This window comes from Actinomadura sp. NAK00032, assembly GCF_013364275.1.
Taxonomy (GTDB): Bacteria; Actinomycetota; Actinomycetes; order Streptosporangiales; family Streptosporangiaceae; genus Spirillospora.
Map to the genome: position 1 here is coordinate 8,876,864 of NZ_CP054932.1, position 25,058 is coordinate 8,901,921.

Here is a 25,058-nt window from a genome sequence, read left to right on the forward strand (position 1 = left end):
CACTGCACAGCGGTCGCCCCCGAGGAAGGAAGCCATGAAGGAGACCCGCGCCGCCGACGAGAAGGAGCGGCACCCGGTGATCGCCCCGCGGCGGGTGAAGTTCGAGTGGGACGGCACGCCGCTGCACTGGATCCCGGGCGAGCCGGTCGCCACGCACTTCATCAACACCCTGCACCTGCTGCTCCCGGCCGGCGAGCGCTGGTTCGTCCGCGTCTACAAGCAGGGGCTGCCACTGATCGACGAGCGCGACGCCCGGCTCCGCGCCGAGGTCAAGGGGTTCATGGGGCAGGAGGCCGTGCACGCCTACTCCCACCAGGGCGTGCTCGACCGCCAGATGCTCGAGCGCGGGCTGGACCCGCGGCCGCTCACCCGCAAGATCGACTGGCTGTTCACCGCGATCCTCGGCGACCGGCCGCCGCTGCCGCTCATCTCGCGCCGGCGCTGGCTCCACCTGCGCATCGGGATCATCGCCGGGATCGAGCACTACACCGCGGTGCTCGGCCAGTGGATCCTGGACGCCGAGGAGCTGGACGCGGCGGGCGCCGACCCCACGATGATGGACCTGCTGCGCTGGCACGGCGCCGAGGAGGTCGAGCACCGCTCGGTCGCCTTCGACGTCTACGAGTACGTGTCCGGCGCCTACTGGCGGCGGTTCGTCACCTTCTTCGTCGGCGTGCTCGCGCTGCCGCTCGCCGCCTACGCAGGCGCGGCCTACCTGTGCGCGAAGGACCCCACCCTGCACGGCGTGCGCCCGCGCGTCCGCGACTACCGCCGCGCCGTCCGCCGCGGCCTGCTGCCCGGCAACCGGTTCATGGTCGCCGCCGCCCGCCGCTACCTGCGGCGCGACTACCACCCGTCCACCGAGTGCTCCACCCAGAAGGCCCTGGACTACCTGGCGACCTCCCCCGCCGCCCAAGCGACCAACGCAGCCCAAGCGACCAACGCAGCGAAACCCACCTGACCAGCCCGACGCTACTTCCCGTCCCCGACAGAACGCGGCGGACGCCGCTGGCTTCGCACCATACTTAAGGGTATGGTCTCCGTACCATGGAGTATGGAGACGAGATCGTGCGGCGGGTGCGGGAGCTGGCGCCCGTGCTGGCGGAGCGGGCCGAGGCGGCGGAGGCGGCGCGGCGGCTGCCGGACGAGACCATCGCGGACTTCGCCGCGACCGGGCTGTTCGAGATGCTGGTCCCGAAGCGGTTCGGCGGGGCCGAGCTGGGGTTCGAGGCGATGGCGGCGGCGTGCCGGGAGGCGGGGGCCGCGTGCGCGTCCACCGGGTGGCTCTCGGTGATCTACACGCTCCACAACTGGATGGTCGGGCTGTTCCCCGAGCAGGCGCAGGCCGAGGTGTGGGCGGAGCGGCCGTACGCGCTGATCCCGTGCGCCCTGTCGCCGTCCGGCACCGCGGAGCCCGTGGACGGCGGCCACACCGTCACCGGCCGCTGGGGGTGGGGCAGCGGCGTCATGCACGCCGACCACGTGATGGTCATGGCGCTGGTCACCGTGGACGACGCGATCGAGCCCCGGCTGTTCCTGATCCCGCGCGGGGACGTGACCGTCCACGACGTCTGGCACACCAGTGGGATGCGCGGCACGGGCAGCAACGACATCGAGGTGGCGGACGTGTTCGTGCCCGCGCACCGGTCGGTGCCGATGCTGGAGCTGGCCGAGGGACGGTCGCCCGGATCGCGCGTCCATCCGGGGCCGCTGTACCGGACGCCGCTGGTGCCGGTGTTCGCGCTGACCGGCGCCGCGCCCGTGCTCGGCGCGGCCGAGGGGGTCCTGGCGCGGTTCACCGAGCGGATGTCGACCCGCGTGATGGCCTACAGCGGCCAGCGGCAGCGCGACCTGACGAGCGGGCAGATCCGGTTCGCCGCGGCGACCGCCGACCTGGCGGCCGCCCGGCTCCTGCTGGACGGCGCGCTGGGCGACGTGACCGCCGCCATCGCCGAGGGCCGTCCCCTCGACATGGCGGAGCGGGCGCGGGCCCGGCTGGTCGCGGCGCACGTGGCGGTGACCGCGCGGCGGGTCGTGAACGAGTTGTGCTCCGCCGCGGGGGCGAGCGCGCAGTTCACGACCTCCCCGTTCCAGCGGGCGCAGCGCGATGTGAATACGATCTCCGGGCATGTGGTGTTCGACCCGGACGCGGCCTACGCGCTCTACGGCAGGATCGGGCTGGGCCTCGACCCCGGTCCGGTCGTCCTCGTCTGACCGGCGGCGGGCGCGGGCATGACGACCCGGACGAGGCGGCCATGACGACGCGGGCGCGGATGGCGAGGCGGGACTGGATCGAGGCCGCCTACCAGGAGCTGGCCCGCGCCGGCGAGCGCGGCGTGACGATCAACGCGCTCGCGGCCCGGCTCGGCGTCACCAAGGGCAGCTTCTACTGGCACTTCACCGACCGTCCCGAGCTGATGCGGGCGCTGCTCGACCGGTGGGCGCACGAGCGGACGGACGAGGTGCTCGGCCTGTCGCTCGGCAGCACCGGGGACCCGCGCGAGCGGCTGCGCCGCATCCAGGCGCTCGGCCGGGAGGTCGCGCCGATCGACCGCGCGATGCGGCTGTGGGCGCAGCACGAGCCCGCGGCCGAGGAGGCGGTGCGGCACGCCGACCGGGCCCTGCTCGGGCACATCGCCGCCTGCCTGGACGATCTCGGTTTCGGCGCCGGGGAGGCGCGGCTGCGCGCGCGGCTGATGCTGCGCTCCTGGGTCGGCGGCTACCTGATGCCCGGTGAGGACGGCTCCGACCTGTACGAACGCACGCTGGAGATCCTGCTGGCGTGACCGGGCGCCCGGCTACTCGGGGCTTCCCGGCTTGTCGCTCGCGCCCGTCCCCCGGCGCTCGATGCGGCCCTCGATGTCCTGTTCGGCGTCGTGGGTGCTCGGGCCCTCGTCCGCGTCGAGGTGTCCGGGGGCGTCGCTCGCCCCGGTCCCGATCTTGTCGATGCGCCGCCTCATGTCGGCTTCGGCGTCCGGGCCGCTGGCCTGCTGGTTCATATCGGGCTTCCCCCGCTTCCGGATAGACCGGTCGTTGTGCTGTTGCTACCCCGCCGACCTGCGCTAACCCTCCGGAGCCGGGGCTCGGGGGTGCGGCGGCGGGCACGACGACGGGCATGACGCCGGCTTTCGGATGAACCGAATCGTGTTCCGGCGAGTCCGATGGTGAACCGCCTGCGCCAGGGAAGGGCCCCATGACAGCTCTGATCGCCCTCATGTTCGTCTTGGCGGCCTGCTGCCTGCTGCTCGCGTGCGTGGACCAGCGGAAGCTCTACTGGAAGACCGGCGCCTGGCAGTACCGGAACCCGGAGGCCAACGAGCCCTCCGACACCGCGTTCGCCGTCCATCGGGCCTCGCTGCTGATCGGCGCCGTGATGCTGCTGGTCATGGGGTTCATCCTCAAGGGGGCGGACAACTCGCGTTACTACTCCACCGCGCAGGTGAGGTCGGTCGCGTACGCGGCGGCCTCGGAACTGGACCGGGGGTCGAGGACGGGGCTCGGTTCCAGCTACCGGGCGGGGAGCGACGTCTTCGATGCCGTGCAGGAGGAGGGAAACGGCAACGTGAGGGTCCGGCGCGCCGGCAGCGGCAAGTACGAACTGACGAACCGCAAGGGCAAGAACCCCGTCTGCCTCACCGTCACGGTCGACAACAAACTGAGGCTGGGCGGGTCCGACCCCTGGAGCCATTCGATCAGCACGTCCGTGGACGAGGGCACCTGCTGACACACCACCGACCCGGTGGTGGTGGCGCTGGTGGTCAGCTGAGGCGCGCCAGGAAGGCGAGCATCGCTTCGTTGACCTTCGCCGGGGCCTCCATCTGCACGAAGTGGCCCGCTCCTTCAACGGTGTGGACGTCGCGCAAGCCCGGCACCAGGCTCTCCATCTGCTTCACAGCGTTCGACCCCATCATCTGCAGGACGGGGTCACGCTCGCCCACAAGGAACATCGTCGGGACGGTGACGGGCTCGTCCGGACGATCCTGCTTCTCTCTCCACACATGGTCGTAGGCCCGATACCAGTTGAGGCCGCCGGTGAACCCCGTCCGGCGGAACTCGTCGACGTAGTAGGCGAACTCGTCCTGCGACAGCCACGGCCACGGCAGGGGCGAGGCTTCGGGCAGTACGTCCAGGTATCCGTTGCCTTCGCTGGGGTGCTGCCAGATGTCGAGGTACCGGTAACCGCCGCTGAGCGCCCAGAACACGTTCGCCAGGAAGCGCTCTGGCTCGGCCCCCAGTTCCCGGTCGGCGGGCCCCTCCTCCTGGAAGTAGTGCACGTGGACGAAGTGCTGTTCGGCCATCCGCGCGTAAAGCTCGGTGTGCGGACGGCTCGAAACCGGCATGCGCGGCACGCTCAGCTGCATCAGCGCCTTGACTCGTCCAGGTGCCCATTGAGGTAGGTCCCAGACAAGAGCGGCTCCGAAGTCATGTCCGACGAAGACGGCCTCATCGATGCCTAGGCCGTCCAAGAGCCCGACCATGTCCGCGACGGTGCGGCTCCGGTCGTACTGCTCCGGCGAGGCGGGACGGCCGCTGCGTCCGTAACCGCGCATGTCCACCGCGATGGCCCGATACCCGGCCGCCGCCAGCACCGGCAACTGGTGGCGCCAGCTGTACCAGAGGCCGGGGAAGCCGTGGCACATCACCACGGGGAGCCCCTGCTCCTCACCCGACTCGGCCACGTGAAGCGCGATGTCGCCGACGTCGAGCATGCGGTGCCGGACGTCCTCCTCGCCAAGGGTCATGCCGACGATCCTCGGCGCCCGTCGCACCGCGGTCCGCTTCCCTCCCGTTCACCGGGACAGGGGACTGGACGGACCGCCGGCCGTCGGCGAAGGTCGAGCCACCATGCCGCAGCCACCGAGCCCCGACCTCGCCGCGCGCGTCGCGCGGCTGGAGGCCGTCGAAGCCATCAAGGCCCTCAAGCACCGCTACCTGCGCGCCTGCGACGCCAAGGACCCCGCGGAGTTCCGCGCGTGCTTCATCGCGTCCGGCGCCTCGATCGACTACGGCCGGCTCGGCGCCTTCGACGACGCGGACGGCATCGCCCAGGTCTTCGAGCGGATCGCGCTCCAGAAGATCGACGGCCGCAACGCGATCCTCGACATGCACCACGCGCTGCACCCGGACATCACCGTGCACGGCGAAACGAGCGCGTCCGGCCGCTGGACGCTGAAGTTCCGCCAGGTCAACCTGTTCGACAACACCGAGACCGTGGCGACCGGCGAGTACGACGACGAGTACGTCATCGAGGACGGCCGCTGGAAGATGTCGAAGTGCCACTTCCACCGCTACTGGTCGATCACCCGCCCGATCGGCCCGGACTGCCGCGTCGACCAGTAGGGCGCCCCGGCTAGAGTTCCGCCCGATGGACACGACATTTCGCACGGCCACTCCGGCCGACGTCCCGGCCCTCGTCGCGCTGGTCGAGAGCGCCTACCGCGGCGACGCCAGCCGCGCCGGATGGACGACCGAGGCCGACCTCCTCGGCGGCCAGCGCACCGACGCCGAGGCCGTCTCCGACGTCGTGACCGCACCCGGCTCGCGCATGCTCGTCGCCGAGACCGGCGGCGCCCTCACGGCGTGCTGCCAACTGGAGAACCGGGGCGGCCACGCCTACTTCGGCATGTTCGCCGTCGACCCGTCCCGCCAGGGCGGCGGCCTCGGCAAGCAGGTCCTCGCCGAGGCCGAGCGCGTCGCGCGCGAGGAGTGGGACGCGACCGAGCTGCACATGACGGTGATCAGCGCCCGCGAGGAGCTGATCGCCTGGTACGTCCGCCGCGGCTACGCCCGGACCGGCGAGACGAGCCCCTTCCCCTACGGCGACGAGCGCTTCGGCCTCCCCAAGCGCGACGACCTGGAATTCGAGCTCCTAGTGAAGAAGCTCGCCTGACGACGCCGCGCCCACTCGCCCGACGGCCGCGCGGCTACTCGCCTGACGGCCGCGCGGCTACTCGCCGGTCACGCCGTCGGCCAACTCCCGGACGATGTCGAGGTGCCCGACATGCCGGGCGTACTCCTGCAGCACGTGGAACAAGATCCAGACCAGTGCCGGCCGGTGCTCGGACGGCCCGAACCCGCCGCCCGTACGCGCCGGGTCCTGCAGGTCGGCGCCCGCCACGATCTCGCGGGACCGTGCGCATTCGTCCAGGAAGAGCCGCTTGAGCCCGTCCACCGACTCCTCCGGGCCGACGTGCCAGCGACCGCTGCCGGGGTCGCGGTCGCCGTCGACGTCGTCCACCCGCTCGGCCGCGAAGCCCCAGCGGAACCAGCGCCGCTCGACGTAGACCAGGTGCTTGAGGAGCCCGAGCGGCGTCCAGCCGGACGGGAGCCTGCTCGCGCGCAGGTCGTCCTCGGGCATGCCGTCGAGCTTCCGCACCAGCGCGGCCCGGTAGAAGTCGAGGTAGCCGAGCAGGAGTTCGCGGGTGTCGGTCAGCGTGTCCGGCGGTTCGGGCACCGGGGATGAGTCGGCCATACGGCGGACGCTAACTCTGCCGCCGCCCGCGCCGCCACGCGATTATCGGCCCTGCCGCGTCACCGCGACGGTGCGGGGACAAGGCGGAAGGCGATGAAGGCTGGGAATGCCTCCAGGTGGGCGTAGTCGTCCGGGTAGCGGTCGGCCATTTCGGGGACGGGACGCGGCTCCAGCAGCTCTTCGATGAGGAAGCCGGCCTCGCGGAACTCGGCGCAGATCGACGTCAGGGGGCGGCGCCAGGCTCGGATGGGCCAGTCCCGGTCGCCGCTCAGGGATTCCTCTACGAGTTCTTCCGTGAAGTAGGAGCCGCCTAGGCGCGTCCATGCCGTGGTCGGGTGCTCTGTGGAGAGGACGAGGGCGCCGCTGGGCTTCAGGATCCGGCGCAGTTCCGACAGCAGCGCCACGCGGTCGTCGATGTAGTGCACGGCCAGGGCGAGGACGACGAGATCGTACGCGTCGTCCTCGACCCACGTCAGCGGCTGGGACAGGTCGTGGACGCGCATGTCGGCGCGGCCCCCGGTGCGCGCGCGGGCCATGTCGACGAAGGTGGGGCTCGCGTCGCAGCCGGCGACCTGGGCCCCGCGCTCCAGCAACTCGGCGGCGTACAGGCCGGGGCCGCAGGCGGCGTCGAAGACCGCCAGCCCGTCGACGTCACCGGCAAGACCCAGCACGGCCGGACGGTCGTAGAGGGCGTTGTAGGCACTGTTCTCGGCATGGGCCGCATACTCGCGGGCGAATTGCTCGTACATGCCCCCCGATCGTGCCAGAAAGATCGACTGCCCCTGTCAATATGTCCCACCATGGCGGGTCAGCCTCACGGGCGCCGATGGCGCCGTCTTCTGTTCGAGCAGGAGCAACGCCTCTCAGGCCACACGCCCTTCACCACCGAGCGAGTGTCTCTTCACCAAGAGGCAAACCACGTTCGGAAGCGCCACACGCACCGGGGCGGGCCGCGGCCGGTGCCTGTGGCAGACCGTCCCACGGTACGACGGCGGCGCCTGCGTGCCGATCTTCGCAGGGCCAGGGATGAAGCCGCTCTCACCCGGAGCAGGTCGCCGAGAACCTCGACTGTTCCCTTGCAGAAGGCATTCGCATCGAGTCCGGCGCGGGTCGATCTCTCGACCACTTCCCCCAAGGCGATCCTCTCTCTACGCCATCGAGAGCGATCGCATCGACGAACTCGCACAATTGGCCAAGGCGGCGCCTGAACGCACCTGGTGGAGCGGCCACCTGAAAGTGCTGCCGCCGCATTTACGACCTGATCGGTTACGCGGCCGCGGCTCCCATCGGGTCAGCGGGGCCTCTCCCCGTCGCTCGCCGCGGTCTCCGCCCGGTCGGGGTCGTAGATGTACCCGGTGTAGACCACCCCCTTGACCGTCGTCCGCGTCGGCTGGAAATGCCGCGGCGACAGCGCGCAGAAGCCGCTGCAGACCACTTCGCGGAAGACCTGGTCCGAGACGATCAGGGCGACGTTCCGTTCCGGCCGGCAGTCCAGGTGCCGGCGGAGCGGGCGGGCGTCGAGGAGCCGGCTGACGACCACCGGCGCGTCCCCGGCCGGCCCGAGCGAGGCCGGCCGTCCCATGATCAGTGCTCCGTGGTGGAAGGAGAGCCGGACACGCACCCGGGGATGCCGGGCCGCCCGGCGGTTGGCTTCCGCGAGCGCGCGTTCGAGGGCGGGGGCGAACACGCCGATGACCGTGACGATGTCCGCGTCCCCCGGCAGTACCGCCAGTTCTCCGTCGCCGCTGACCTGCTGCAGCCACTGCCCCCTGTCAAGGCCGGCCGCCGCGGCCGCGGCCTCGATCGACTCCTGCAGGACCTGCTGTGCCTGCAACTGGAGGCGCGGCGGCCTGGCACTGTACCCCTGGATGTCTATCGCGAGCAGGAATCGGAAGAGCAGCCGTGCGGCGGAAACCGACTCGGCCGGCGGTGCTGGAGTGATCGTCATACGTGCCCTCGCCCCCTCTGGCCCTGGTGCGACTCTGGTTGGCCTCGGGTCAAGAATCGCACTTCGCCGGGCCTTTTTGCAGCCACCTGGAGGACGGCAGGGAGCACACTGACATATGTCATTTGGCCACGCTTCGCAGAGCCAGCAGGCAGGCTGCGTGCATTACAGCAAATGACTCGGGGAGGCCGCTGGTAGTCGCACCAGAACAATGAGAAGCCTGGCGATCTGCCACCTGACAGACTGATATCTACGGCAAGCTGTCTGCCGGGTTATATTTCTATTATCTCCCTCCTCGCGCCCGGAAGCGAGGATGTTCGCGGTGGGAGATGGAAGCCATTCGGAATTGGGGAGAAGGCGCGGAGGGATCGCGGACCCCGACCGACCCGCGAGACCCTCCGCGCCTTCGTTTGTGGGGGCGCGTCAGTAGCCGCCGCCGACCGCGCCGCCGCCGGCCGCGCCGCCGGCGGCCTTCTTGCCGGTGGGGGTGGTCGCCCACCAGACTCCGCCGACGCCCTGGCCCTTCGTGTCGCCGGGCTGCTCGTCCTTCTCGTAGTAGTACATGGGCCAGCCGTTGATGGTGAGCTGGCACTTGCCGTCGTCCTTGCGCTCGATGAAACCGACGACCTTCTTGCTGACGCCTTCGAGCTTGAGCTTCTTCCAACCCTTGAAGGTGGCCGGGGGCCACGCCTTCTTGCAGGCGCCAAAGCAGTTGGTGGTCGGCGGCTTGTTCGTGTCCCTGTCGTAGCGGTACAGCGTCCGGCCGTCGCCGTCGGTCAGGATCAGGCCGAGCTTCGGGTCGTTCTTGGCCTTGACGACCGTCCAGCCCTTCCAGCGGTTGTCCGTCTTGACGGGAGTGGCCTTCTTACCGGTCGGGGACGCGGCGTACCAGGTGCCGCCTACGCCCTGGCCCTTCACGTCGCCCGGGCCCAGGTCCTTGGCGAACCGGTAGAGCGGCCATCCGCCGAGGGTGACCTGCCATGTGCCGTCCGGCCGCTTCACCTTGCCGACGAGCGACTGCTCGACGCCGGCCGCCTTGATGTCGCCCTGCCCGGCCACGGCCGGCGGCCAGGCGCGGGCGCACGCGTCCGCGCAGGTGGACGCGGGCGGACGCGCGGTGTCGTTGTCGAAGCGGTACAGCGTCATGCCGTTCCCGTCGGTGACGACCTTGCCGAGCTTCGCGACGGCCGCGACCTCCAGCGCCGTCGGCGACGCGGCGGGCGCGGGCGGGGCGGCGGGGGCGGGCGGCGCGACCTGCGCCTGCGAGCCGGCGGCGGTGTTCTGCCCGCCGCCGGCCCGCTGCTGCCCGCAGGCGCTCACGACGAGTCCCGTCGCGGTCAGTGCGGCCGCTAGGGGGATCACCCAGCGTGGGAATCTCATGGCGTTGTCCTCCAGGTCGTCGGGGCCCGGCTCCGGTCCGGGCCCCGTCCCGCGACCCGGGGCAAGCCGCCGCGCCGCTCGCCCGGATCGACGGGGAGTACGGTGAACCGCACGGAAGGGGTTCAAGCCGGGAACCGCGGGCCCATCGGACGGGTCAAAGCAGGGCGAAGGCGACAGGGAAGGCAGCGGTGACCGGAGACGAACCTGCGGGCGGCACGATCGACCTGAACAAGCGGCCGGGTTCCCCACAGCCGGGCCACCGTCCGCAGGGTCCCCATCAGCAGAGCCCCCGTCAGCAGGGCCCCGCGTGGATCGTCGTGCCCGCGCGCGTCGTCGCGCTGATCGTCGTGCTGCCGCTGCGGCTCGTCCACGACCTGTTCGTGCTGCTCGGCCGCGGCCTGCGCGGCATCGGGCGGGCGCTGTACCGGTGGCTGCTCGCCCCGCTCGGCCGGCTGGCCGCCGCGATCGGGCGCGGCATCGCCGCCGTGCTGGACTTCCTCATCGTCCGGCCGCTGCGGTGGCTCGCCGTCGTCGTGGTCCTGGGCTTCCTGCGCTGGTTCGGACGCGGCACGGGACGGCTCGCCCGGTGGTTCCACCGCGTGCTGCTCGCCCCGGTCGGCCGGTTCTTCGCGATGCTCGGACGCGGGCTCGGCCGGTTGCTGGAACTCGTCCTGGTGCGTCCGCTCGTATGGCTGGTCAGCGTGCTCATCGTCCTGCCGCTGGTGCTGCTGTGGCGGTACGTCCTGCGCCCGCCGCTGCTCGTGCTCGCCTGGCTGGGCCGGGCCGTCTGGGGCGGCCTCACCTGGCTCGGACGCGGGACGCTCCTCGTCCTCGGCGCCCTCGCGGCCGGGGTGGTCTGGTCGTGGCGGGCGCTCGGGCGCTGCCTCGGCTGGCTGGGACGCGTGCTGTTCGTCATCCCGGCGCGGGCTCTGTGGCGGTATGTCCTGGCACCGATCGTCGCGGGGGCGGCGAGCGCGTGGCGGCTCGCGGCCCGCGTGCTGCGCTGGCTCTGGCGCACGCTCGTCGTGTTCCCGGTGCTGGTCCTGGTCGTCGCCCCGGCCCGCTGGGTCGGGACGCACGTGCTGCGGCCGATCGGGCACGGCATCGCCGCGGTGTGGCGGGTCTCGGTGCTCGAACCCGCCCGGGCCGTCCGCCGGACGATGCGGCAGGCGAGCCAGGACGTGCGCCTCGCCCTGCGCCGCACCTTCCGCGGGTACTGATCGCAGGCCCGCCCGGCGCGGCTGAGATAATCGAGGGCGATGTATCGATTCCTGTTCTCACTGGTCATCACCCGCGTCCCGGCCGAGGCCGCGCACCACCTGACGCTGCGGGGGCTGCGCGCGATCCAGGCCGTGCCGGGGCTGGCGCCGCTGCTGCGGCGGCTGCTCGCCCCGCGCGACCCGGCGCTCGCCGTCCGCGCGCTCGGGCTGGACTTCCCGAGCCCGCTCGGGCTCGCCGCCGGGTTCGACAAGGACGCCGTCGCCTACGAGGCGCTCGGCGCGTTCGGGTTCGGCCATGTCGAGATCGGGACGGTCACCGGGCGCCCGCAGCCCGGCAACCCGGCCCCCCGGCTGTTCCGGCTCCCGCCCGACCGGGCGGTCATCAACCGGATGGGCTTCAACAACGAGGGCTCCGAGGCCGCCGCGCGGCGGCTGCGCGACCGCCGCCCCGGGACGGTCGTCGGCGTCAACATCGGCAAGACGAAGGTCGTCCCCGAGGCGTCCGCCGCCGCCGACTACGTCGCGAGCACCGAGCGGCTCGCCCCCTACGCCGACTACCTGGTCGTCAACGTCAGCTCGCCCAACACCCCGGGCCTGCGCGACCTCCAGGCCGTCGAGCACCTCCGCCCGCTGCTGACGGCCGTGCGGGAGGCCGCCGACCGGGCGTCCGCGCGCCGCGTCCCGCTGCTGGTCAAGATCGCACCCGACCTGGCGGACGACGACGTCGACGCGGTCGCCGACCTCGCCCTCGACCTCGGCCTGGACGGCATCATCGCGACCAACACCACGATCGGCCGGGACGCCCTGCTCAGCCCGCCCGCGCTGGTCAAGGAGACCGGCGGGCTGTCCGGCGCACCGCTGAAGGAGCGCTCGCTTGACGTCCTGCGCCGCCTGCGCGCCCGCACCGGCGGACGGCTCGCGCTCATCTCCGTCGGCGGCGTCGAGTCGGCCGACGACGTGTGGGAACGCGTCCGCGCGGGCGCGACCCTCGTCCAGGGCTACACCGGCATGATCTACGGCGGACCGTTCTGGGCGCACCGCGTCAACCGCGACCTGTCCCGCCGCCTCCGCGCCAGCGCCTTCCGCACCCTGGACGAAGCCCGCCGCTGACCACGTCCGACCCGGGCTTTGCCCGGCTCGTGCGCATCGGCGGGACGCCTGCGGGCACCGTGCCGGTATGGCCGGCGAGTCGATCACCCGCAGGACGCTGCTCATCCGGATCACGTCGGCGCTGCTCCTCGGCGTCCCCGCCGCCGTCACGCGGGCGGGCGGGTTCGACCTGCCGGCGGTCGCGGCCATGGTCGTGTCCGGGGCCGGGGTGCTGGCGGCGGCGATCCTGCTCATGTGGGCCGCGGAGACCGCACGCGCCGACATGTCCGGGGCACTCGCCTTGGCCCTCCTGGCCCTCATCGCGGTGCTGCCCGAGTACGCGGTCGACCTCTACTACGCCTACGCCGCCGGTACACGACCGCAGTACACCGCCTACGCCGCCGCCAACATGACGGGCGCGAACCGCCTTCTCGTCGGCGTGGGCTGGGCGCTGGTAGTGCTGGCGTTCGCGCTCGGCGTCCGCCGCGTCTCCGGGCGGGGGCGGCACGCGGCCCCCGGATCCGGTGGCCGCGACGTCAGGCTGACCGGACGCCTCCGCGTCGAGTTGGGCTTCCTCGCCCTCGCGGGCGTCCTCGGCTTCGTCCCGGCGCTGACCGGCGAGATCACCTGGTACCTCGCGATCGTGCTGATCCTCGTCTACGTCCTCTACCTCGCCCGGATCTCCCGCGACCGCGGGCAGGACGTCGAGGAACTCGCGGGCGTCCCCGCCCGGCTGGCCGCGCTGCCCGCCCGGTACCGGCGCCTCGCGACCTGGACCGGCTTCGCGCTCGGCGCCGGCCTCGTCTTCGCGTCGGCGAAGCCGTTCGCCGACGCGCTCGTGGACGCGGGGGCGTCCCTCGGCATCGACGAGTTCCTGCTGGTCCAGTGGCTCGCGCCGCTGGCGTCCGAGGCCCCGGAACTGCTCGTCGCGGTCATGTTCGCGTGGCGGCTGCGCGACGCCGACGCGATCGGGACGCTGCTGTCGAGCAAGGTCAACCAGTGGACGCTGCTGATCGGCACCCTGCCGCTCGCCTACCGGGCCGGCGGCGGCGCCTGGTCGCTGCCGCTCGACTCCCGGCAGGCCGAGGAGGTGCTGCTGACCGCCGCGCAGACCGTCCTCGGCCTCGCCCTCCTCATCGACCTGGTCTTCAGGCGCTGGGAGGCCGCCGCGCTGTTCGCGCTGTTCGCGGTGCAGTTCGTCCTGCCGGACGAGACCGCCCGGCTGGTCCTGTCGGGCGTCTACCTGGCGATCGGCTTCTCCGTGCTGATCGCCCGGCACCGCGACCTGGGCGCGGCGATGGCGGCGGTCGTCCGGCCTAAGTGAAGAAGCCGTCCGCGATCAGCTCCGGGAGCACCGCGTCGGCGTGCGCGCGGACCTGCTCCGCGTCCATCCCCGTCAGCTGGGCGATGGCGCCGAGCAGCGGATCAAGGGGGAGCGTGCCGTCGCAGACCCCGGCGAGGCCCGCCTCGACCGTCCCGACCCCGGCCGCCCGGCGCAGCCGCCGGGTCTGCCGCAGGACGATCCGCTCCGGGTCCTCGGCGCCGGGCGGGCCGGCCTGTTCCTGGACGAGCCCGTCCGCCGCCGCGAGCAGCCGTCCACAGCCTGTGGAAAACTCTGCGCCCTTCCGGAGCCCGTCCAGGATCTCAGCCGCGTAGGCGCCGACGGGCTCCTCGACGGCGTGCCGCAACTCCTCCACCCGCACCACAGGACGCTCGCTCCGCCGCAACGTGATCCACCCGAACCCGACTCCGACGACGTTCCGCCGCTCGAAGTGATCGAGCCACGCGTCATACCGCGCCCGGTACTCGGGCGTCCCCGCCTCACACGAATCCCGGAGCCACAACTCGGCGTACTCCGCCGGATCCTGGACGTCCCGCTGGACGATCCACGCGTCGCAGCCGTCCACCCACGCGCCGACGCGCTCGTCCCACGGCACCCCGTCGACATGCAGCCAATTGGCCAGGAGCTGGCAGTATCCGCCCTCCGCCAGGTACTGCGGCGCCTCGCCGACGAGCCGCCGGCAGAAGTCGTCCCCCGCCATCCCGGACTCCCGGTAGGTGAACCGCGGCCCCTCCTCCGGCGCCACCACGAACGGCGGATTCGACACGATCAGATCGAACCGCCGCCCCCGCACCGGCTCCAGCAGCGACCCCTCGCGAAGCTCGGCGCCGTCCACCCCGGAGAGCGCGAAGCTCATCGCCGCGAGCTCCAGCGCCCGCGGATTGACGTCCGTCGCCATGACGCGCGCGGCCGGATTCCGCCCCGCCACATGCACGGCCTGAACCCCGCACCCGGTCCCAAGATCCAGAAAGTTATCCACAGGGCTGTGGACGGCGAGCCGCGCCAGACTCCCGGACGCCCCGCCCGTCCCCACGACATGATCGTCCGCCGGCACCCGCCCCGACCCCGGCCGCACCTTCAGGTCGGACACGGCATAACCGGCATGCCCGTCACCGCCGACGTCCTCCAGCGGCTCCACCCGCAACAGCGCCCGCAACTCCCCACCGGACACCTCGGCGAGCCCCGCCGCCACCAGATCGTCCGCCGCGATGGCGTCCGCCGGCACCGGCACCTGCAACCAGAACAGCCGCGTCAGCACCTCCACCGGCGACCCGCCCCGCGTGGCCCGCAACGCCGGCACGACCTCATCCCGCGCCAACGCCCCACCCGCGACGCTCCCCAGCAGCTCCCGTACACCCGCCACGGTGTACCCGCCCCGGACCAACAACTCCCGCACCTGCAAAAGCCCGTTCACCTACCCATTGTCTGCCCAGGGGGGCGACCCCCTGGAACCCCCGTCAACGGTCGAGAGGCTGTTTCGCCGAGCCGCTGGCGCGTCTCGGCGAACAGCCTCTCGGCCGGCGGGCCGGTCGGCCTCCGGGCGCTAGGGCGCCCTCCGGCCGACCGACCCGTGAGCTGTGGCTGAGGCTCAGACCAGGGCGGCGAGGCTCTAACTCAAGTACTTCTCGAAGCCCTTGGCCAGGGACTCGGCTATGCGTTGGCGGAAGTCGGGGTCGGCGAGTTTGGCGGCGTCGGCCTTGTTCTGCATGTTGCCGCACTCGATGAAGACCTTGGGGACCTTCGACATGTTGAGGCCGCCCAGGTCGTCGCGGCGGTCGATGGCGTTCTTGCCGAGGTAGTTGGAGTACGGGATGCCGGTGCCCTCGTGGTAGGCGTCGCGCAGGGCCTTGCCGAGTTTGGCCGAGCCGGAGACCATCGCGGCGTTGCGGCCGATGGACAGCGGCTCGATGATGTGGAAGCCGTGGCCGGACGCGGAGGCGCCGTCGGCGTGGATCGATACGGCGGCGTCGGCCTTCAGGCGGTTGCCGAGGGCGGCGCGCTCGGTGATGCAGGGGCCGACGCCCTTGTCGTCGTCGCGGGTGAGGGCGACCTTGGCGCCGCGGGCGCGCAGGAGTTTCGCGAGGCGCTTCGAGACGTCCCAGGTGAAGGCGTGCTCGGCGTAGCCGGACCTGGTCTCGGTGCCGGTCGTGTCGCAGGCCTTGCTGCCATTGCCGATCTTGACCTGCTTGTTGATCTCGGACGGGTGCGCGGCGTTGCCGCCGTTGTGGCCCGGGTCGATCACGACGGTCCGGCCGTTCAGCGAGCGGGCGTCGGCCTTCGCGGCGGCCGGCGACTGCGCGTCCGGCGCGCTCGGGGCCGTCGGCGGGGGCGCCGGGTCGTCGGCGGACGCACCGGAGGAGCCGGTGCACGCGGTGAGCGCGCCCAGGCACAGCGCGATACCGGCGACCACCGGGCCGCCTCGTTGGATTCGCACAGGCCGCTTCCTCCGTGATGACTTCGTTACCGGGGACCCTGACAGTCTGCACGGCCGCGGAGGTTCGTCAAACGGAGTCCGCGAAATCAGCGGAGCGGGTCCTCCTTGCCGAGCAGCGCGGCGAGGGCCCGCGCCTCGTCGGCGTCCAGGCCGAGGACGACGCGGGGCCGCCCCCACGGGTGGTCGATGGAATGCGCCACATAGCTGGCGACGGACTCCGACAGCTGCTCGGCCAGGCCGCGCGCGTTGCGCCACTCCGACCACGCGCGTTCCAATTCGCTCGCCGCGCGCTGCGCGCACGACACCAGTTCCGGATCACGCACGACTGAACCCCCAGTGGACTCTCCCGATGTCCGGCCCGGCCGGGCGGCCTCCCCCGAGGCCGCCCGGATGCACCCGTCGGACGGTGAGTCCCATTAACCCCCCGGCGGCGGGCCGGGGACCGGCGAATGCGGCAGGCTTGGCCAGCCCCTTACCCGTCGAAAACCGGTTCCTGAACGATCGGCACGGCCTTGCACGGCTCTGCGCGGCTGTGCGCGGCTGTGCGTGTCCCGGGGCGCCGGTCGTGTCGGCGTACATGTGGGAGCGTGAAAAGGCGGGGGGACGTCTCGGGTCACCGAGGGAGGCGGGTCACGGCGCGGGGACGGGCCCCGTCGTGGAGCGCACCACCAGGTGCGGGACGACCAGGTTCTGCCGGGCGTGCCGGGACGGGTCGCCGATCCGCGCGGTGAGCAGTTCGGCGGCCACCCGTCCCATGTCGCGGCGCGGCTGGTCCACGCTGGTCAGGGAGATGTGGCGGATCGCGGCGAGATGGGTGTTGTCGTAGCCGACGATCGACAGGTCGGCGGGCACCCGCATGCCGAGTTCGTCGGCGGCCGAGAGCGCGCCGGTCGCGACCAGGTCGTTGGGAGCGAAGATCGCGGTGGGACGGGCGTCGCGGCGCAGCAGGGAGCGGGCCGCGCGGTAGCCGCCGTCCTCGGTGAAGTCGCCGGTCTCGACGACGATCTCGGCGGCCAGGCCGTGCCGGCGCATCGCCTTCTCGTAGCCGGCGCGGCGGTAGTGGGCCGTGGTGGAGCGCGCCCCCTCGATGTGGGCGATCCGGCGGTGCCCGAGTTCGACGAGGTGGTCGACGGCCAGGCTGGCGCCGAGTTCGTCGTCGTCCACCACGATGTCGACGCCGTGGACGTCGCGCTCGCCGACCACGACGACCGGGACGCTCGCCGCGGCCTCTTTGAGCGATTCGGGGACGACGCTGAGCAGCACCAGGCCGTCCACCCGCATCTCCAGGAACGCCTCGACGGCCTCGGCCTCGAACAGCGGGTCCCAGCGGCCGCTGCCGACGAGCATGCGCAGGCCCGCGCCGTGCAGGCTCTCCTGGAGCCCGTCGAGGAACTCGGCGAAGAACGGGTTGTGCAGGTCGGCGACGATGGCGCCGATCAGCCGGGTGCGCCCCTCGACCAGGCTCCGCGCGACGGCGTTCGGCCGGTAGCCCAGTTCCCGGGCGGCCTGCAGGACGGCCTGTCTGCGGCGCTCGCTCACGTGCGGCGACCCCCGCATCACCAGTGAGACGAGCGACTTGGACACGCCGGCGCGCTCCGCGACGTTGCGGATCGTCGGTTTCGGCGCGGGCACCGCCCTCCCCTCGTCGCGCGGGGCGGCAGAGGATCCGCTGCGCGGCGGGGGTACCGCGCCCTCTCCCTGCCTGCCGTACGGGGGATTCGGTTCATCAGCTGACATGGCACTCCGTCCGGGGGGACCTGCAGGACCTGCCGCGGCGGCGCGCCGCCGGGGGAACCGGCGCGCCGACCTCCGCTCGGGAGGAGATGCCATGATGCCGCGCCTTCCGCCCGAATCGTCGCAACCGGGAGTAACGGGCATCCGCCAATGGTGGTTCGGGCCTGTGGTGTTCCGGATCACAGTCGGGTCCGCGGCCGATCACGACCCGGTGAAAAGGACACCGCGCCCCCGGCCGGCGCGGCACGGCTCCGGGTCCGGCTCGGATACGCTGCCCAGGTGGGAGATCGTGCGGTGGCCGGCGGCAAGGCGCAGGGCCGGCAGAGCGGCGGCGGACGGGGCCGCCGCAGGCTCAGCGTGGACGAACGGCGGGACGAGCTGATCGACGCGGCGCTGCAGCTGTTCAGCACGCGCTCGCCCGAGGACATCTCGATCGACGACGTCGCGGCCGCGGCCGGCGCGTCCCGGGCGCTCGTCTACCACTACTTCGGCGGCAAGTACGAGCTGTACATCGCGGCGCTCGGCAGCGCGGCGAAGAAGCTGTCGGTGCTGCTCGAACCGCCGACGGAGGGCAGGCCGCTCGACCGGCTGCGGATCTCGCTGAAGCGGTACTTCGACTTCGTGGAGAGCCACGCGGCCGGCTACACGGCGCTGCTGCGCGGCGGCCCCGCCGACCGCTCCGGCGAGGCCGGCGAGATCGTCGACGGCATCCGCCGGCTGCTGCTCGACCGGATCCTGCACTCGCTGGACGTGGAGGTCCCGCCGCCGGTGCTGCGCATCACGCTGCGCTGCTGGATGGCGACGGTGGAGACCGCCGGCCTGGACTGGCTGGAGAACCGCGACGTGCCGCGACCCGACCTGGAGCGGCTGCTCGTCGACCAGCTCGTGGCCATCATGCAGACGGCGAGCCGCCACGACCCCGGCACCGGCGCCCTGTTCGCCCGCCTCTCCCAGGAGGAGCTGGCCGAGTAACCGCCGCGGCCCCGCCGGTGAGCGGTTCCCCGCGGCCGCCGGTAAGTGACCGGTGTGGCCGCCGGGGCGGGTGTCCGGTTGTGGTCGATTGAACGTTAGGTGTCCGAAATTCCGCGCAGGCCAGTATCCCGTCCGCGGGATCCGCGGGCGGGATACCGGCCCGAACGGTGTGCTCGGCTCCGGGCCCACGGTTCTCGGATGACCGTGGTCCCGGTCGGTCGTCCAGGAGACCCCTGGAGCGTCCTTCGCGCGCGAGGTCGCCCAGCGGCCTCCCGGCCGTCCCCCCTCTGTGCCGTGCGCGTTACTCCGAGCGCTGCTGCGGGATGCCGGCGAGCAGCGCCCGCACCTCCGCCTCGCGGTAGCGACGGTGCCCCCCCAGCGTCCGGATGGACGTGAGCTTTCCCGCCTTCGCCCACCGCGTGACGGTCTTGGGGTCGACGCGGAACATCGTCGCCACCTCCGCCGGCGTCAACAGGGGCTCGGCCTCTGGCGTACGTGCTGACATGTTTGCGGCCTCTCCTCCGTGGACCGATGACAGCGATCCTGCGATTGATCCTCGCGTGGTCACTGATGTCCCCTATGGCCCGAAAGAGCCACTATGACATCACAACGTGTAACCTTGCCACCACTCAGCGCAACAAGCAAGTTCCTGGCGGTAGTTGCGTGCAAACATCCCCGCGACGGCGGGGTGTCGCACCTGAGCGACGAACAGTGGGTCACGCTGCGTGATTCTAGCGACACGTATAGTCGTATCGCGCGCGGATTCGGGAAATTTGTTTTAGTTCGCGGCCTCCAGCGCCCGCACGGGCCGCCAGCGGGCCAGGAGGCGCTTGTACATCGCCACGGTCAGCTCGGCCTCGCCGCGCTCCATCCCGGTGAGGGCGACGGTCATCTCGGCCACCGACTCGTCGGCGCTGAGGGTCCGGTCGTCCAGCAGGTGGACGAGGCCGCCGTAGTCGAGTTCGACCAGGGAGCGGGAGTGGAACTCACCGAGCCACCGGGCGAGCGTCTCCAGCCGGCCCGCCGACAGGAGGTAGACCTCCTCCGTGCCGTCGCCGAGGTTCTCGCGCACGACCGGGAGCGCCGCCGCCACCCGGCGCCGGGCCTCCCCCATCGAGGTGACGTAACTCAGTGTGCGCGCGGGCGCGGCCGTGGCCGGACCATGGCCGGGCAGTTCCTCGGCCGCGTCGGCGGACTTGCGGTACCCGGTCCCCGGCGTGCCGAGCATCAGGCACCGCTCCCCGCGCGCGAACGGCACGAACCAGTCCAGCGGGACGTGCCAGGTGCTCGTCAGTATGTGCGGCCGCAGCGGCCGCCCCGCGCGCTTCCACTGCTCGAACTCGCTCATCGCCCGCTCCGCCACCGGCGGCGGGACGAACGCGGCCGCGACACCGGCGGCGTGCTCGCCGCGGAACCGCTCGAAGGCCAGCCACGAGCGCAGCCGCGTCCCCCACGGGCACACGTAGATCATGTCGTCGAGGCGGCGCACGTAGGCGTCCCGGCTCTCCCGCTCGGGGACGACCTCGGGCGGCGCGCCGACCAGCCTGAGCGCGGCCTCGCGGTGTTCCACACCGAGCGCGTGGATCCGCCGCGGGCGCCGTCTGGAGTCGGCGTAGACCGTCCACAGTGTCCGCGCGGGCTCCGGGAAGGCGGTCACCGGTTCATAAACCCGTAGGTACGCGGCGTACGGAAGCACAACCGCATCGTGACACGAGATCAGTGCGGACGGGGGACCATACCGCGCCCTAGTCTGATCTAGAGACAGAGAGGAGGGCACTACCGTGCCTAATGTCTTCGGGGCGCCCCACAAGGGCACCGAACCCCGACACGAGCAGGTCGTCTTCTGCCAAGACGAAGCCAGCGGCCTGCGCGCCATCATCGCCATCTACTCCACCGCGCTGGGCCCGTCCCTGGGAGGAACGCGCTTCTTCCCCTACGGCACCGAGGAAGAGGCACTCTCCGACGTGCTGAACCTGTCCCGGGGCATGGCCTACAAGAACGCCCTGGCCGGGCTCGACCTCGGCGGCGGCAAGGCCGTCATCATCGGCGATCCCGCCGTCGACAAGTCCGAGGCGATGCTGCGGGCGTACGGACGCTTCGTCCAGTCGCTGAACGGCCGCTACTACACGGCGTGCGACGTCGGCACGTACAGCGAGGACATGGACGTCGTGGCGCGGGAGTCCCGCTACGTCACCGGACGTACGGTCGCGCACGGCGGTGCGGGCGATTCCTCCATCCTCACGGCGTTCGGCGTGTTCCAGGGCATGCGGGCCGCCGCCGAGACGGTGTGGGGCACGCCCAGCCTGCGCGGCAAGCGGGTCGGCGTGGAAGGCGTCGGGAAGGTCGGCCACCGGCTGGTGGAGCACCTGCGCGAGGACGGCGCGGACGTCGTGGTCTGCGACGTGAACGAGGCCGCGGTCGACCGGGTCCGGTCACTTCACCCGGAGGTGGAGGTCGTCTCCGACGCCGACGCCATGGTCCGCGCGGATCTCGATGTGTACGCACCCTGCGCGCTGGGCGGCTCCCTGAACGACGACACCGTGCCATTGCTCCGGGCCAAGGTGGTGTGCGGCGCGGCCAACAACCAGCTCGCCCACACGGGAGTGGAGAAGAGCCTCGCCGACCGGGGCGTCCTGTACGCGCCCGACTACGTGGTGAACTCGGGTGGTGTGATCCAGGTCGCGGACGAGATCGAGGGCTTCAACTTCGACCGCGCCAAGGCCCGCGCGTCCGGCATCTACGACACCACCCGGAAGATCTTCGCGCTCGCCGCCGACGACGGCGTCCCGCCGGCGGTGGCCGCCGACCGGCTCGCGGAGCGCCGGATGTCCGAGATCGGCAGGCTGCGGGGGATCCTCCTCTAGGGCGGCCTAGGGTCCCTTTAGGCCCGGCTCTGGTCTGGACGGTGGAGCTTCCTGACTCGTTTAGACCGTTGCAAGACCGTTGTAAGGGCCGCCGTGGAGCGCTGTACGACCGTCCCACGGCGGCCTGGGCGTGTACTCGTGACCACCGGATACACTGTTGTTATCAGCAACAGGAGCGCCGCCACGTACCGTCGATGTACCGAGCCAGGCGCAAAACGGGTACGGTTGTACCCGTGACTGACGCATGGCTCATCAGGCACCGGTTCGTGTGGTACACGCGCGCGTTGATGGGCCCACGAAAGCCCTGACCATCGAGGGGGTCGAGCCAATGGGTCGCGGCCGAGCCAAGGCCAAGCAGGTAAAGGTTGCCCGGCAGCTCAAGTACAACACCGGCAACACGGACCTCGACCGCCTGAAGGACGAACTGGGAGTCACGGACTCCGGTGACGACTCGTACGACGAGCTCGCCGAGAAGTACGCGGACTACGCCGATGACTACGGCACGGAGCACCGCAAGGACGGCACCTCCGGTTGACCGGCCGACAACGCGCCACTGCCCGCCACGGGCAGTGGCGTTTGTCGTGACTTCTGTGTCGTTGTCGTGACTTCTCCAGTTCGGCGCGGTTTTCCCTCATGGGGGGTGTGCGAGTCATGGTTTCCGTCGGCCGCCGAGAGGGCCTCTGAGCCACCTTCGGCGGCGCGCGCTTCCGTGGTGACGCCTGGGGGCTGAGAGGCGCTCAGTGACCCTCTCAGCCCGTCACGCCCGGTGTCCGGGCGAGCGTCCCACCCGATCGGCGAGGCGGCCGGCCGTCCCGCTAGCGGAGGACGGCGGCTCCGGTGCCGCCGGTGATCTCGCCGAGCGCCCAGGCGGGCACGCCGCGGGAGGTCAGCAGGCGGAGCGCCGCGTCGGCGGTGTCCGGGCTCACGATCGCGGCCATCCCGACGCCCAGATTGAACGTCTTGTCCATCTCGGGCTGCGGCACGCCGCCGTGGCCCTGCAGCACACGGAACAGGGCTGGGACCTCCCACGAGGAGCGGTCGAGCACGGCGTCCGCAGTAGGCGGCAGTGAGCGGGCCAGGTTCGCCGCCAGCCCGCCGCCCGTGATGTGCGCGAACGCCCGCACCCCGCCGGCCTGGACCAGCGCAAGGCAGTCCTTGGCGTAGATGCGCGTCGGGGTGAGAAGTTCCTCACCCAGCGGGCGGTCCAGTTCGGCCGGCGCGGACTCCAGCGTCAGGTCGGTCGTGGCCAGAATGTGCCGGACGAGCGAGTACCCGTTGGAGTGGATGCCGGACGAGGCCATGGCGAGGACGACGTCCCCCGGCTGGACGCGGTCCGGGCCGAGGATCTCGTCGGCCTCGACGACGCCCGTCCCCGCGCCCGCGAGGTCGAACTCGTCCGGCTCCAGGAGACCGGGGTGCTCGGCTGTCTCCCCGCCGACGAGGGCGCACCCGGCCAGGGCGCAGGCGTCGGCGATCCCGCCGACGATGTCGGCGATCCGTTCCGGGACGACCTTCCCGCAGGCGATGTAGTCCGTCATGAACAGCGGCTCGGCCCCGCATACGGCGAGGTCGTCGATGACCATGCCGACCAGGTCGTGCCCGATCGTGTCGTAGACGCCGAGGCGCCGCGCAAGGTCGACCTTGGTGCCGACGCCGTCCGTGGACGTCGCGAGCAGAGGTCGCTTGTACTTCAGGAAGGCCGAGGCGTCGAAGAGGCCCGCGAACCCGCTGACGTCGTCGACGACCTCCGGGCGCCGTGAACGGGCCACCCGGGACTTCATCAGCTCTACGGCGCGTTCGCCCGCGGCGATGTCGACACCGGCGGCCTCATAGGAGGTCAACGGCCGACCTCCAGCAGGTGCTTGCCGCGGGCGGACTGCTCCACCGGGATGGGGTAGACGCCGTCGAAGCACGCCCTGCACAGGTTGTTCTTGGGGATCTGCGAGGCGGAGATGAGCTCGTCCAGGGAGATGTAGCCGAGCGAGTCGGCGCCGATGGAGTCGCGGACCTCCTCCACGGACAGGTTGCCGGCGATCAGCTCGGCGCGGGTCGCGAAGTCGATGCCGTAGAAGCACGGCCACGCGACGGGCGGGCTGGAGATGCGCACGTGCACCTCGGCGGCGCCCGCGTCGCGCAGCATCCCGACGATGGCGCGCTGGGTGTTGCCGCGCACGATCGAGTCGTCCACCACCACCAGGCGCTTGCCCTCGATCGCCTCGCGCAGCGGGTTCAGCTTGAGCCGGATGCCGAGCTGCCGGATCGTCTGGGACGGCTGGATGAACGTCCGCCCGACGTAGGAGTTCTTCACGAGCCCCTGGCCGTAGGGGATGCCGGACGCCTCCGCGTACCCGATCGCGGCCGGGGTGCCCGACTCGGGCGTCGGGATGACCATGTCGGCCTCGACGGGGTGCTCGCGGGCCAGCCGGCGGCCTACCTCGACGCGGGTGGCCTGGACGCTGCGCCCGGCGATCGTCGTGTCGGGCCGCGCCAGGTAGACGTACTCGAACAGGCAGCCCTTGGGGCGCGGCTCGGCGAACCGCTCGGACCGGACGCCGTCGCCGTCGATGGCGACCAGCTCGCCGGGCTCGATCTCCCGGACGAAGCGCGCGCCGACGATGTCGAGCCCGGCCGTCTCGGACGCCACCACCCAGCCGCCGGCCTCCAGGGAGCCGAGGACGAGCGGCCGCACGCCCTCGGGGTCGCGGGCGGCGTACAGCGTCCCCTCGTCCATGAAGACCAGGGAGTACGCGCCGCGGGTGGCCGGGAGGATCTCCCGCGCCGCGGCGATCGGGCCGCCCTCGCCGTGGTGGGCGAACAGCGCGGCGAGGACCTCGGTGTCGCTCGTGGCGGTCAGCACGCCCGGCTCCAGCCGCGCGGCCAGCTCCGGGGTGTTGATCAGGTTGCCGTTGTGGGTGAGCGCGAGGCCGCCCGCGTCCGTGGACCGGAAGGTGGGCTGCGCGTTCTCCCACGTCGGCGATCCGGTCGTGGAGTAGCGGCAGTGGCCGACGGCGATGTGGCCGCGCAGCGTGTTCAGCACCGACTCGTCGAAGACCTGGGCGACGAGGCCCATGTCCTTGAACACGACGATGCGGGAGCCGTCGCTGACGGCGATACCGGCCGATTCCTGGCCGCGGTGCTGGAGCGCGTACAGGCCGTAGTAGGTGAGCTTGCTCACCTCGGCCCGCGACGCCTGGTCGGCGGGAACCCAGACGCCGAAGACCCCGCAGGCGTCCTGGGGGGCGCGGTCGGAGGGATCGATGTCGTGGCTCAGACGTCCGTCACGGAGAGGCACGCTCGCCAGTCTAGATGCCCGATTCACCTGCTCCGATCGGTGGCATGTCTTAACGGACCTTTACCCCCTGGAACCACGGGCATCACGCGGTTCGGGGGAATCTGGGGACGACACGTGGAGGGGACACATGACGCTGCCCGGGTACCAGACCTACGCGCCGCCCGCACCACCGCGGCGCAGCGGGCTGGCGAGGGCCTCGCAGGTGCTCGGAATCACCGGCCTGGTGGGGCTCGTCTTCTGCCTGGTGGGCTTGATACCGGCTTTGGCGGGGCTCGCCATGGGCGTGGCCTCCCTCGTCCGGCGAGACCCAGACC

General features: G+C 71.8%; 26 protein-coding genes. 12 read left to right on the forward strand and 14 right to left on the reverse strand.

What is annotated here, in order from left to right; translation table 11 throughout:
* The first annotated feature begins 34 nt into the window (after positions 1-34).
* The 3 genes from HUT06_RS40865 (at position 35) to HUT06_RS40875 (ending at position 2,786) form a co-directional block, all read left to right on the forward strand.
* Entirely contained in the window at positions 35-961 is a 927-nt protein-coding gene (locus tag HUT06_RS40865) for a metal-dependent hydrolase (protein WP_176200591.1), read from the forward strand.
* An 86-nt stretch (positions 962-1,047) separates the two neighbouring features.
* On the forward strand, positions 1,048-2,214 hold the full coding sequence (locus tag HUT06_RS40870) for an acyl-CoA dehydrogenase family protein (protein WP_176200592.1): 1,167 nt from the start codon (positions 1,048-1,050) through the stop codon (positions 2,212-2,214).
* A gap of 41 nt (positions 2,215-2,255) precedes the next feature.
* On the forward strand, positions 2,256-2,786 hold the full coding sequence (locus HUT06_RS40875) for a TetR/AcrR family transcriptional regulator (protein ID WP_176200593.1): 531 nt from the start codon (positions 2,256-2,258) through the stop codon (positions 2,784-2,786).
* 12 nt (positions 2,787-2,798) lie between these two features.
* Here the strand turns inward: HUT06_RS40875 and HUT06_RS40880 are convergent, their stop codons facing one another.
* Positions 2,799-2,999: a hypothetical protein gene (locus HUT06_RS40880; RefSeq protein WP_176200594.1), complete on the reverse strand. Its 201-nt coding sequence runs from the start codon at positions 2,997-2,999 to the stop codon at positions 2,799-2,801.
* A gap of 194 nt (positions 3,000-3,193) precedes the next feature.
* Here HUT06_RS40880 and HUT06_RS40885 point away from each other — a divergent pair, with 194 nt between their 5' ends.
* Entirely contained in the window at positions 3,194-3,724 is a 531-nt protein-coding gene (locus HUT06_RS40885) for a hypothetical protein (protein ID WP_176200595.1), read from the forward strand.
* Between the two features lie 34 nt (positions 3,725-3,758).
* Here the strand turns inward: HUT06_RS40885 and HUT06_RS40890 are convergent, their stop codons facing one another.
* Positions 3,759-4,742: an alpha/beta fold hydrolase gene (locus HUT06_RS40890; RefSeq protein WP_176200596.1), complete on the reverse strand. Its 984-nt coding sequence runs from the start codon at positions 4,740-4,742 to the stop codon at positions 3,759-3,761.
* A 103-nt stretch (positions 4,743-4,845) separates the two neighbouring features.
* Here HUT06_RS40890 and HUT06_RS40895 point away from each other — a divergent pair, with 103 nt between their 5' ends.
* A complete protein-coding gene (locus HUT06_RS40895; RefSeq protein ID WP_176200597.1) occupies positions 4,846-5,340 on the forward strand; it encodes a nuclear transport factor 2 family protein in 495 nt (164 codons plus the stop codon).
* Positions 5,341-5,365: 25 nt separating this feature from the next.
* The gene (locus tag HUT06_RS40900; RefSeq protein ID WP_176200598.1) at positions 5,366-5,890 is read left to right on the forward strand and encodes a GNAT family N-acetyltransferase; all 525 of its coding nucleotides are present in this window, start codon (positions 5,366-5,368) and stop codon (positions 5,888-5,890) included.
* A gap of 57 nt (positions 5,891-5,947) precedes the next feature.
* On the opposite strand, the gene HUT06_RS40905 is transcribed toward HUT06_RS40900, so the two are convergent.
* From HUT06_RS40905 to HUT06_RS40920, 4 genes are all read right to left on the reverse strand, one after another.
* Positions 5,948-6,472, reverse strand: a complete 525-nt coding sequence (locus HUT06_RS40905; protein ID WP_176200599.1) for a DinB family protein — start codon at positions 6,470-6,472, stop codon at positions 5,948-5,950.
* Positions 6,473-6,531: 59 nt separating this feature from the next.
* On the reverse strand, positions 6,532-7,221 hold the full coding sequence (locus tag HUT06_RS40910) for a class I SAM-dependent methyltransferase (protein WP_176200600.1): 690 nt from the start codon (positions 7,219-7,221) through the stop codon (positions 6,532-6,534).
* Between the two features lie 542 nt (positions 7,222-7,763).
* Positions 7,764-8,420, reverse strand: coding sequence for a hypothetical protein (locus HUT06_RS40915; RefSeq protein WP_176200601.1), 657 nt, complete (start codon positions 8,418-8,420; stop codon positions 7,764-7,766).
* A 420-nt stretch (positions 8,421-8,840) separates the two neighbouring features.
* Positions 8,841-9,797 (reverse strand): hypothetical protein, encoded by a 957-nt coding sequence (locus HUT06_RS40920; RefSeq protein ID WP_176200602.1) that lies wholly within the window; start codon positions 9,795-9,797, stop codon positions 8,841-8,843.
* 188 nt (positions 9,798-9,985) lie between these two features.
* On the opposite strand from HUT06_RS40920, the gene HUT06_RS40925 reads away from it, so the two are divergent.
* The 3 genes from HUT06_RS40925 to HUT06_RS40935 all read left to right on the forward strand — a co-directional run bounded on the left by HUT06_RS40925 (position 9,986) and on the right by HUT06_RS40935 (position 13,430).
* Positions 9,986-11,017, forward strand: a complete 1,032-nt coding sequence (locus tag HUT06_RS40925) for a hypothetical protein (RefSeq protein WP_176200603.1) — start codon at positions 9,986-9,988, stop codon at positions 11,015-11,017.
* A gap of 39 nt (positions 11,018-11,056) precedes the next feature.
* On the forward strand, positions 11,057-12,127 hold the full coding sequence (locus tag HUT06_RS40930) for a quinone-dependent dihydroorotate dehydrogenase (protein WP_176200604.1): 1,071 nt from the start codon (positions 11,057-11,059) through the stop codon (positions 12,125-12,127).
* A 67-nt stretch (positions 12,128-12,194) separates the two neighbouring features.
* Positions 12,195-13,430, forward strand: a complete 1,236-nt coding sequence (locus tag HUT06_RS40935; protein WP_176200605.1) for a sodium:proton exchanger — start codon at positions 12,195-12,197, stop codon at positions 13,428-13,430.
* Here the strand turns inward: HUT06_RS40935 and HUT06_RS40940 are convergent.
* The 4 genes from HUT06_RS40940 to HUT06_RS40955 form a co-directional block, all read right to left on the reverse strand.
* Positions 13,423-14,862, reverse strand: coding sequence for a class I SAM-dependent methyltransferase (locus HUT06_RS40940; RefSeq protein WP_176200606.1), 1,440 nt, complete (start codon positions 14,860-14,862; stop codon positions 13,423-13,425). The two genes, HUT06_RS40935 and HUT06_RS40940, sit on opposite strands and share 8 nt — an antisense overlap.
* Before the next feature lie 195 nt (positions 14,863-15,057).
* The gene (locus HUT06_RS40945) at positions 15,058-15,882 is read right to left on the reverse strand and encodes an N-acetylmuramoyl-L-alanine amidase (protein ID WP_254715656.1); all 825 of its coding nucleotides are present in this window, start codon (positions 15,880-15,882) and stop codon (positions 15,058-15,060) included.
* Positions 15,883-15,968: 86 nt separating this feature from the next.
* Positions 15,969-16,205, reverse strand: a complete 237-nt coding sequence (locus HUT06_RS40950; RefSeq protein WP_176200607.1) for a hypothetical protein — start codon at positions 16,203-16,205, stop codon at positions 15,969-15,971.
* 307 nt (positions 16,206-16,512) lie between these two features.
* Positions 16,513-17,514 carry a LacI family DNA-binding transcriptional regulator gene (locus tag HUT06_RS40955; protein ID WP_138639917.1) on the reverse strand — a complete coding sequence of 334 codons (1,002 nt, stop codon included), beginning with the start codon at positions 17,512-17,514 and terminating at the stop codon, positions 16,513-16,515.
* 381 nt (positions 17,515-17,895) lie between these two features.
* On the opposite strand from HUT06_RS40955, the gene HUT06_RS40960 reads away from it, so the two are divergent.
* A complete protein-coding gene (locus HUT06_RS40960) occupies positions 17,896-18,588 on the forward strand; it encodes a TetR/AcrR family transcriptional regulator (RefSeq protein WP_254715657.1) in 693 nt (230 codons plus the stop codon).
* 301 nt (positions 18,589-18,889) lie between these two features.
* On the opposite strand, the gene bldC is transcribed toward HUT06_RS40960, so the two are convergent.
* Positions 18,890-19,093: a developmental transcriptional regulator BldC gene (gene bldC / locus HUT06_RS40965; RefSeq protein ID WP_012850682.1), complete on the reverse strand. Its 204-nt coding sequence runs from the start codon at positions 19,091-19,093 to the stop codon at positions 18,890-18,892.
* A 273-nt stretch (positions 19,094-19,366) separates the two neighbouring features.
* Positions 19,367-20,284 carry a hypothetical protein gene (locus HUT06_RS40970; RefSeq protein ID WP_176200608.1) on the reverse strand — a complete coding sequence of 306 codons (918 nt, stop codon included), beginning with the start codon at positions 20,282-20,284 and terminating at the stop codon, positions 19,367-19,369.
* Between the two features lie 85 nt (positions 20,285-20,369).
* Here HUT06_RS40970 and HUT06_RS40975 point away from each other — a divergent pair, with 85 nt between their 5' ends.
* Both HUT06_RS40975 and HUT06_RS40980 read left to right on the forward strand, forming a co-directional pair.
* The gene (locus HUT06_RS40975; RefSeq protein ID WP_176200609.1) at positions 20,370-21,452 is read left to right on the forward strand and encodes a Glu/Leu/Phe/Val dehydrogenase; all 1,083 of its coding nucleotides are present in this window, start codon (positions 20,370-20,372) and stop codon (positions 21,450-21,452) included.
* Between the two features lie 328 nt (positions 21,453-21,780).
* A complete protein-coding gene (locus HUT06_RS40980) occupies positions 21,781-21,987 on the forward strand; it encodes a DUF3073 domain-containing protein (RefSeq protein WP_089328938.1) in 207 nt (68 codons plus the stop codon).
* A 280-nt stretch (positions 21,988-22,267) separates the two neighbouring features.
* Here the strand turns inward: HUT06_RS40980 and purM are convergent, their stop codons facing one another.
* Both purM and purF read right to left on the reverse strand, forming a co-directional pair.
* Entirely contained in the window at positions 22,268-23,293 is a 1,026-nt protein-coding gene (gene purM / locus HUT06_RS40985; RefSeq protein ID WP_176200610.1) for a phosphoribosylformylglycinamidine cyclo-ligase, read from the reverse strand.
* Positions 23,290-24,744 carry an amidophosphoribosyltransferase gene (purF, locus tag HUT06_RS40990; protein ID WP_176200611.1) on the reverse strand — a complete coding sequence of 485 codons (1,455 nt, stop codon included), beginning with the start codon at positions 24,742-24,744 and terminating at the stop codon, positions 23,290-23,292. Before purF ends, purM begins: the two co-directional genes overlap by 4 nt.
* Between the last annotated feature and the right edge of the window lie 314 nt (positions 24,745-25,058).

What these genes read in the sequence shown, in the direction of transcription:
- HUT06_RS40865 (WP_176200591.1), top strand. Translation starts at nt 35, where the DNA reads ATGAAGGAGACCCGCGCCGCCGACGAGAAGGAGCGGCACCCGGTGATC.
- HUT06_RS40870 (WP_176200592.1), top strand. Translation starts at nt 1,048, where the DNA reads ATGGAGTATGGAGACGAGATCGTGCGGCGGGTGCGGGAGCTGGCGCCC.
- HUT06_RS40875 (WP_176200593.1), top strand. Translation starts at nt 2,256, where the DNA reads ATGACGACGCGGGCGCGGATGGCGAGGCGGGACTGGATCGAGGCCGCC.
- HUT06_RS40880 (WP_176200594.1), bottom strand. Translation starts at nt 2,999, where the DNA reads ATGAACCAGCAGGCCAGCGGCCCGGACGCCGAAGCCGACATGAGGCGG.
- HUT06_RS40885 (WP_176200595.1), top strand. Translation starts at nt 3,194, where the DNA reads ATGACAGCTCTGATCGCCCTCATGTTCGTCTTGGCGGCCTGCTGCCTG.
- HUT06_RS40890 (WP_176200596.1), bottom strand. Translation starts at nt 4,742, where the DNA reads ATGACCCTTGGCGAGGAGGACGTCCGGCACCGCATGCTCGACGTCGGC.
- HUT06_RS40895 (WP_176200597.1), top strand. Translation starts at nt 4,846, where the DNA reads ATGCCGCAGCCACCGAGCCCCGACCTCGCCGCGCGCGTCGCGCGGCTG.
- HUT06_RS40900 (WP_176200598.1), top strand. Translation starts at nt 5,366, where the DNA reads ATGGACACGACATTTCGCACGGCCACTCCGGCCGACGTCCCGGCCCTC.
- HUT06_RS40905 (WP_176200599.1), bottom strand. Translation starts at nt 6,472, where the DNA reads ATGGCCGACTCATCCCCGGTGCCCGAACCGCCGGACACGCTGACCGAC.
- HUT06_RS40910 (WP_176200600.1), bottom strand. Translation starts at nt 7,221, where the DNA reads ATGTACGAGCAATTCGCCCGCGAGTATGCGGCCCATGCCGAGAACAGT.
- HUT06_RS40915 (WP_176200601.1), bottom strand. Translation starts at nt 8,420, where the DNA reads ATGACGATCACTCCAGCACCGCCGGCCGAGTCGGTTTCCGCCGCACGG.
- HUT06_RS40920 (WP_176200602.1), bottom strand. Translation starts at nt 9,797, where the DNA reads ATGAGATTCCCACGCTGGGTGATCCCCCTAGCGGCCGCACTGACCGCG.
- HUT06_RS40930 (WP_176200604.1), top strand. Translation starts at nt 11,057, where the DNA reads ATGTATCGATTCCTGTTCTCACTGGTCATCACCCGCGTCCCGGCCGAG.
- HUT06_RS40935 (WP_176200605.1), top strand. Translation starts at nt 12,195, where the DNA reads ATGGCCGGCGAGTCGATCACCCGCAGGACGCTGCTCATCCGGATCACG.
- bldC (WP_012850682.1), bottom strand. Translation starts at nt 19,093, where the DNA reads ATGTCAGCACGTACGCCAGAGGCCGAGCCCCTGTTGACGCCGGCGGAG.
- HUT06_RS40980 (WP_089328938.1), top strand. Translation starts at nt 21,781, where the DNA reads ATGGGTCGCGGCCGAGCCAAGGCCAAGCAGGTAAAGGTTGCCCGGCAG.